Source organism: Mesorhizobium muleiense, from assembly GCF_900099905.1.
Classification (GTDB): domain Bacteria; phylum Pseudomonadota; class Alphaproteobacteria; order Rhizobiales; family Rhizobiaceae; genus Mesorhizobium; species Mesorhizobium muleiense.
Window position 1 is genome coordinate 53,689 of record NZ_FNEE01000033.1, and the last position, 6,868, is coordinate 60,556.

At 63.4% G+C, this 6,868-nt stretch carries 7 protein-coding genes and 1 riboswitch; of the genes, 4 read left to right on the top strand and 3 right to left on the bottom strand.

Translation table 11 applies throughout. The features are described from left to right. Window positions 1–115 precede the first annotated feature (115 nt). Window positions 116–1,126, top strand: a complete 1,011-nt coding sequence (locus BLT09_RS31195; RefSeq protein ID WP_167366584.1) for an Hsp33 family molecular chaperone — start codon at window positions 116–118, stop codon at window positions 1,124–1,126. An 80-nt stretch (window positions 1,127–1,206) separates the two neighbouring features. Here the strand turns inward: BLT09_RS31195 and apaG are convergent, their stop codons facing one another. Next, window positions 1,207–1,599, bottom strand: a complete 393-nt coding sequence (gene apaG / locus BLT09_RS31200; protein WP_091600339.1) for a Co2+/Mg2+ efflux protein ApaG — start codon at window positions 1,597–1,599, stop codon at window positions 1,207–1,209. A 258-nt stretch (window positions 1,600–1,857) separates the two neighbouring features. Here apaG and BLT09_RS31205 point away from each other — a divergent pair, with 258 nt between their 5' ends. Further along, the gene (locus BLT09_RS31205; RefSeq protein WP_091600340.1) at window positions 1,858–3,012 is read left to right on the top strand and encodes a ceramide glucosyltransferase; all 1,155 of its coding nucleotides are present in this window, start codon (window positions 1,858–1,860) and stop codon (window positions 3,010–3,012) included. 46 nt (window positions 3,013–3,058) lie between these two features. Here BLT09_RS31205 and BLT09_RS31210 read toward each other — a convergent pair whose 3' ends face one another. Beyond that, the gene (locus BLT09_RS31210) at window positions 3,059–4,249 is read right to left on the bottom strand and encodes an O-succinylhomoserine sulfhydrylase (RefSeq protein WP_091600341.1); all 1,191 of its coding nucleotides are present in this window, start codon (window positions 4,247–4,249) and stop codon (window positions 3,059–3,061) included. Window positions 4,250–4,322: 73 nt separating this feature from the next. Continuing rightward, window positions 4,323–4,400: riboswitch (SAM riboswitch) on the bottom strand. Window positions 4,401–4,525: 125 nt separating this feature from the next. On the opposite strand from BLT09_RS31210, the gene BLT09_RS31215 reads away from it, so the two are divergent. Then, entirely contained in the window at window positions 4,526–5,620 is a 1,095-nt protein-coding gene (locus BLT09_RS31215; RefSeq protein WP_091600342.1) for a 2'-deoxycytidine 5'-triphosphate deaminase, read from the top strand. Window positions 5,621–5,713: 93 nt separating this feature from the next. Next, on the top strand, window positions 5,714–6,487 hold the full coding sequence (locus tag BLT09_RS31220; protein ID WP_091600343.1) for an ABC transporter substrate-binding protein: 774 nt from the start codon (window positions 5,714–5,716) through the stop codon (window positions 6,485–6,487). Window positions 6,488–6,667: 180 nt separating this feature from the next. Here BLT09_RS31220 and BLT09_RS31225 read toward each other — a convergent pair. Beyond that, a partial coding sequence (locus tag BLT09_RS31225; RefSeq protein ID WP_139172719.1) for a transposase occupies window positions 6,668–6,868 on the bottom strand: 201 nt, incomplete at its 5' end.

Consider the following 6,868-nt stretch of genomic DNA (forward strand, 5'->3'; position numbering starts at 1 on the left):
CCGGCCGCCTTGATCCGGGAGTGCGTGATGCCTATCTCAGGCGCATCACGCAAATCGAGCGCGTTTCGACGCATGCGCCCCGGAGGGCGGCATCGCCGCGCCCCGGAGCTTTGTCATGTTGGAAACCCGTCAATTGGCTGAACATCAACCCAAACTCGGCGAATTCGGCTACGCCGGCGACGATCATGTCGTGCCCTTCGAGGTCGGCCCGCTCGACGTGCGCGGCCGCACCGTCCAGCTCGGGCCGATGCTCGACGCGATCCTCAGCCGTCATGACTATCCCGAGCCGGTCGCCCGCCTGCTGGCGGAAGCCTGCGTGCTGACGGTGCTGCTCGGCACCTCGCTCAAGTTCGAAGGCAAGTTCATCCTGCAGACCCGCACCGACGGGCCGGTCGACATGCTGGTGGCGGATTTTTCCACGCCGCATGCGCTGCGCGCCTATGCCCGCTTCGACGCCGACCGGCTGGAGGCACTGATTTCTGCCGGCGAGACCTCGCAGCGGACGCTGCTCGGCAGCGGTGTGCTGGCGCTGACTATCGACCAGGGCGCCCACACGCAGCGCTATCAGGGCATCGTCCAACTCGACGGCGAGACGCTGGAGGAGGCCGCCCGCACCTATTTCCGGCAGTCGGAGCAGATCCCGACCGATCTCAGGCTTTCGGTGGCCAAGCTGTTGACGCCCGGCATCGGCGGTGCCCGCGAGCAATGGCGCGCCGGTGGCATCCTGGCACAGTTCCTGCCGCAATCGGCGGAGCGCATGCGCGTGCCCGACCTTCCGGGTGGCGACGGCGATCCGCGTGAGGAGATCCATGATCCGGCCGACAATTCCTGGCAGGAACTGCTGGCGTTGCTTGGCACCATCGAGCCGACGGAACTGATCGACCCGACGATCGGCGCCGAGCGGTTGCTTTACCGGCTGTTCCACGAGCACGGCGTGCGCGTCTTCGGCGGCGTGCCGGTAGCCGACCAGTGCTCATGCTCCAGGGAGAAGATCCGCGGCATTCTCGGAGGCTTCTCCGCCGACGAGATCAGGGACAGCACCGAGGATGGCGGCATTCACGTCGCCTGCGAATTCTGCTCGAAGCAATATGACTTCGACCCGGCGGAATTTGCTGCGGCTCAATAGCCGGCGTCAGTGCTGCCTCGGTGCCTTCGCAGAGCTTGGTTTCTCGCCCCTTGCCCTGGGGCGAGAAGCCCAAGTGAGCCTCAGTTCACCGTCCGCCGCGTGCCCGGCAGGTCGAGCGAAAAGGCGGGGATGGCGACGTCGAACGTCTCACCCCGCTTATTGCGCATCGTGTAGTGGCCGACCATGATGCCGGATGGCGTCGAGAGTGGGCAGCCAGACGTATACTGATAACTATCGCCGGGATTGAGTTCAGGCTGGTCGCCGACAACGCCGGCGCCGCGCACCTCTTCGACCCGGCCGGTGCCGTCGGTGATCTGCCAGTAGCGCGACAGAAGCTGCACGAATTCATCCGACTGGTTGTCGATGGTCACCTGGTAGCCCCAGACATAGCGGTTCTCCGACGGGTCGGAGCGATCTTCCAGATAGAACGGCTTGACCTGCACTTCGATGTCGCGCGTGACGGCGCTGTACATAAATCACTCCACACTATGCAGACGGAACATTCGACCCTCTCCGCAGTTCGGTCAACGGGGTGCGTCCCCTCGGTGTCTGCCATCGTTGCCCGAATTTGTTAAGCGCAGGTGCCGAACAACAATGTCATTTAAGTGACACGTGACAATGATGGTGTGCAGGGCCGGGGATGGTGTGCAGGGCCGGGCGACTCAGCATTCTGTCGAACTGTTGAAAACGGCTTTCATGCGGCCGGTTTTTTCTGGAGCGACCAGACATTGATGGAATTGACAGTCACAGCCGCCTTGCTTTCCATAGCTCTGCTTGTTGTCAATCTCGCCAGCATCCTGCTCGCTTCGTTGAAGCTGAAGCGGCCTGGCAGGATCACGCCGCCAGCCGTCGAGGCGCCGCCGGTGTCGATCGTCGTGCCGTCGCGCGGCGTCGAGCCGTTTACCGAGGAGACGCTCGAGCGCGCCTTCTCGCTCGATTGGCCGCACTATGAGCTCATTTTCTGCGTCGCCCATGCCGACGACCCGGTGGTCGGGCCGATCACCGATGCGATAGCCCGCTTTCCGGCCGTGCCGGCCCGGCTGCTGGTCGGCGACGACCGCATCGGCGGCAATCCGAAACTCAACAATTGTGTGAAGGCCTGGGAGGCCGCGCGCCACCACTGGGTCATCCTTGCCGATTCCAACGTCCTGATGCCGAGGGACTATGTCCAGCATCTGATGACGGCATGGCGGCAGGACACCGGTCTCGTCTGCTCGACGCCGATCGGCTCGCGGCCGGACGGGTTCTGGGCGGAGGTCGAATGCGCTTTCCTCAACACGCTGCAGGCGCGCTGGCAATATACCGGCGAGGCGCTCGGCCTCGGTTTCGCCCAGGGCAAGAGCATGCTGTGGAACAAGCCATTGCTCGACGCCAATGGCGGCATCCGTGCGCTTGCCGCCGAGATTGCCGAGGATGCCGCCGCGACCAAGCTGGTCAACGGGCTCGGACTGCGCGTCAATCTCGTTGCCGCGCCCTTCGAACAGCCGCTCGGCTTGCGCACATTTGGCGAAATCTGGTCGCGCCAGGCCCGCTGGGCACGCCTGCGTCGCGTCACCTTCCCACTGTTTTTCGCGCCCGAGATACTGATCGGAGCGGCGCCGCCGCTGGTGCTTGCGCTGGTTGCGGCAGCAGGCGCCGGTTTCAGCCTGCCGGCTACCGCCATCGCCGTGCTGATAGTCGCCTATCTGCCGGAATGCGCTCTCGCCTCGGCCAAGGGCTGGCACCTGTCGCTGCGCATGATCCCGGCGATGGTTGCGCGGGACGTGATGCTTCCCGCCATCTGGGTGCGCGGCTGGCTCAGCGGTGCCGTCGACTGGCGCGGCAACACGATGACCATCCAAACCAGCGCCGTTGCGGAATTGGAAGAGACGCCGTCGGGCGCCTGACCCCGCCTGCTTTGCAGATCAGAGCGCAGCAGTTCGGCGCGTATCCCTACCTGGCGGCTGTCAAGGCCTGCTCGATGTCTTCGAGCAGGTCGTCAGTGTCCTCCAGTCCGACGGACAGCCTGAGCGTGCCTGGCCCGATGCCAAGTTCGGCCCGCGCCTCGTCGCTCAGATTCTTGTGTGTCGTCGTCGCCGGATGGGTGATCAGGCTCTTGGCGTCACCGAGATTGTTGGAGATCAGCACGACATCGAGCGCGTTCTGGAAGGCGAAGGCCGCCTGCTTGCCTCCCTTGACGTCGAGGCAGATCAGCGTCGAGCCGCCCGACATCTGCTTCTTGACGATCGCCGCCTGCGGGTGATCGGCGCGGCCGGGATAGATGACGCGGACAATTTCCGATCGCTCGGCGAGGAAGTCCGCGATCCGGCCGGCACTTTCCGTCTGCTGGCGCACGCGCAGCGGCAGCGTCTCCAAGCCCTTCAGCAGCGTCCAGGCATTGAAGGGCGAGAGGCTGGGACCGGTGTGGCGGAAGTAGTCGTGCAAATTCTCGTCGATCCACTTCTTATCCGACAGGATGATGCCGCCGAGGCAGCGCCCCTGGCCGTCGATGTGCTTGGTCGCCGAATAGACGACGATATGGGCGCCGAGTTGCAACGGCTTCTGCTGCAAGGGCGTGGCAAAAACGTTGTCGACGATCAGCCGCGCGCCGATCGAATCGGCAAGCGAGGCTACGGCTGCGATGTCGACGACCTCCAGCGTTGGATTGGTCGGGCTTTCAAGGAAGAACAACCTGGTGTTGGGCCTGACCGCCTTTTCCCAATTGGCGATGTCGGTGCCGTCGACCAGCGTCGCCTCGATGCCGTATTTCGGCGCCAGCGTCTCGACCACCCAGCGACAGGAGCCGAACAGCGCGCGCGCCGCCACGATGTGGTCGCCGGCCCGGGCACTGCACAGCAACGCCGCCGTCACCGCCGCCATGCCGGATGCGGTGGCGCGGGCATCTTCGGCACCTTCCAGCGCACACATGCGCTTCTCGAACATGTCGACCGTCGGATTGGCATAGCGCGAATAGATGAAGCCCGGTTCCTCGCCCTTGAAGCGGGCTTCCGCCGCCTGCGCCGTATCGTAGACATAGCCTTGCGTGAGATACATCGCCTCGGAGGTTTCGCCGAAGCCGGAACGCAGCGTTCCTGCATGCACGAGGGCGGTCTGAGGCTTCCAGTTGCGCGTTTTGCTCGTCATCACCTTGTTCCAAACACAAAAAATGGTCCAAACACAAAAAAACCGGCCGCGAAAGTCGCAACCGGTCGTACGGCCTTTCGGCCCGACGGTCCTTTAGCGACTTGTTTAACGTGGCTGCAAGCCGACCGGCCAAATCACCACGGGATAACGATCCTTTAGACCTGCACCGCGCTTGCGTCAATTGCCGGCATGATTAAGAGGTTTGTACCAGCGGGTTCCACGGCAAGAACCTGCGACAAGACGAGACCACGCCCGGCCTTCGAGCGGAGCCAGACTTTGCGGCAGACAGGCATTCTTCCGGATCAGGATATTTCCGCGCTGTACCAGTCGGGCGCGCTGAAGTCGCGGCGCGCGCTCGACGCCGACCAGGTCCAGCCGGCCAGCCTGGACCTCAGGCTTGGCGACAAGGCCTGGCGGGTGCGCGCCTCCTTCCTGCCCGGCCCCAACCACAGGGTTGCTGAAAAACTCGACCGCCTGAAGCTGCACGAAATCAATCTCACCGATGGTGCGGTGCTGGAGACGGGCTGCGTCTATATCGTGCCGCTGCTCGAGAGCCTGGCGCTTCCGGCAAACATTTCCGCCTCGGCCAACCCAAAAAGCTCGACCGGGCGGCTCGACATCTTCACCCGCGTGATGACCGATCGCGGCCACGAGTTCGACAAGATCGCTGCCGGCTACAACGGCCCGCTCTATCTCGAAGTCAGCCCGCGCACCTTTCCGATCGTCGTCCGCGCCGGCTCGCGGCTGTCGCAGATCCGGTTCCGCACCGGCAATGCGCTTTTGTCGGAAAGCGAGCTGCACGAATTGCACCGTGCCGAGACGCTCGTCGCCACCGAGCCGCCGAACATTTCCGGCGGCGGCATCGCACTGTCGATCGACCTCGATGGCGACAAGGACGGGCTGGTCGGCTACCGCGGCAAGCACCACACCGGCCTGGTCGATGTCGACAAGCGCGCCGCGCAGGATGTCGTCGATTTCTGGGACCCGCTCTACAAGAGCGGCGCCGGCGAACTGGTGCTCGATCCGGACGAATTTTACATCCTCGTCAGCCAGGAAGCGGTGCATGTGCCGCCGCTCTATGCCGCCGAGATGACGCCCTTCGATCCGCTGGTCGGCGAATTCCGCGTCCACTATGCCGGTTTCTTCGATCCGGGTTTCGGCCATTCGGCCTCGGGCGGCACCGGCAGCCGGGCCGTGCTCGAAGTGCGCAGCCACGAAGTGCCGTTCATCCTCGATCACGGCCAGATCGTCGGACGGCTGGTCTACGAGCACATGCTGAAGCGGCCGCAGGCGCTCTACGGCACAGATCTCGGCTCGAACTATCAGGCGCAGGGCCTGAAACTGTCCAAGCATTTTCGCGCCGCGCGCTGATCGCCCACTATGATCAGACCATGCTTGCCTGACCTTACGGGTCGTGCTTGGCTGTCTTAGCCGTCAATACGGTTGGAACAAGGGGAACAAAAAATGCAGATTTCAAGATGGATCGCATCGGCAGCAACAGCCGTCATGCTGGCGATGTCAGTCGGGTCGCTGTCGGCGCAAGCACAGGAAAAGTTGAAGATCGCCACTGAAGGCGCCTATCCGCCGTTCAATACCATCACCGCGGATGGCAAGCTCGTCGGCTTCGACATCGACATCACCAATGCGCTTTGCGCTCAGATGAAGGTCGAATGCGAACTTGTCACGCAGGACTGGGACGGCATGATCCCGGCGCTCCAGGCCAAAAAATTCGACGCCATCATCGCGTCCATGAGCATTACCGAGGAGCGCAAGAAGCAGGTCTCCTTCACCAACAAATACTATACGACGCCGCTTTCGCTGGTGGCCTTGAAGGACAGCGATATTGCCTCGACCGAACCGGCGGCACTCGCCGGCAAGACAGTCGGCGCCCAGGCTTCGACCACCCAGGCCGACTATGCCCAGGATGTCTATGGCAAGGCCGGCGCCGAGGCGAAGCTCTATCCAACCCAGGAGGAGGCGGTCGCCGACCTGATGAACGGCCGTCTCGATGCCGTCCTTTCAGACAAATTCGTGCTGATGGACTGGATGAAGAAATCGAGCGACGACTGCTGCAAGATGGTCGGCGACGTCAAGGGCACGGAGACCGAAGCCGGTATCGCCGTGCGCCAGGAAGACACTGCGCTGCGCGAAAAGCTCAACGCCGCAATCGACGCGATCGTCGCCGACGGCACCTACAAGAAGATTCAGGCCAAATATTTCGACTTCGATATTTATTGAGGCGTTGAAGCTGCGCGTTCTCCTTCTCCCCTTGTGAGGGCTTTGCACGGGGGCCGAAGTTTGGCGCAGATGGCGCATGGGGCGTTTTTTGAAACGCAATCAGGCCACATTGGCCCGGTTGCAGGCCTCGGGGGCCCAATTGGGCCCCCCCTCGGCGGATTTTGGGCAGACTCCGCCCCCTCATGCCGGCTTCCTCACCGCGAAGAGGACGGCGGCCGCCCGTTGCAGATTGTAGCCGCAGCCGGCAAGCACGCACTGCGTCCGGTTGGTCGCCAGGTTGAAGAAGCGCAGCCGCCGCATGCCGTAGTGCTGCTTGAACACCGCAAACGGCCGCTCCACCGCCGCCCGCACCTTGGAGATCAGCCGGTTGCGCTGCTTCTG